The following is a 233-nucleotide window of genomic DNA, read 5'->3' as shown; positions in this document are numbered from 1 at the left end:
TTTTGTGGGATGCAGTTTTTTACTCATCAGATGCCGTGTGACCCCAGTTCGATGGTTCGCTTTCGCAAGCGAATTGGCGAGCAAGGTGCGGAACTCATGTTATCGCTGACCGTTGATGTCGGACTAAAAGTCGGCGCGGTAAAAGAAAGTAGTTTGCGCGAAGTGGTGGTGGATAGCACCGTGATGGAAAAGAACATCTGTTTTCCAACCGACAGTAAACTGCTTGAACGATG

General features: G+C 48.5%; 1 pseudogene. It reads left to right on the top strand.

What is annotated here, in order from left to right:
- Positions 1-233, top strand: a pseudogene (locus HC733_RS22935) (IS5/IS1182 family transposase); the annotation flags it as partial.

Source organism: Pseudoalteromonas sp. S16_S37, from assembly GCF_014694405.1.
Lineage (GTDB): Bacteria > Pseudomonadota > Gammaproteobacteria > Enterobacterales > Alteromonadaceae > Pseudoalteromonas.
The sequence above is the reverse complement of the archived record's forward strand: the minus strand, read 5'-3'. Positions and strand labels throughout refer to the sequence as shown.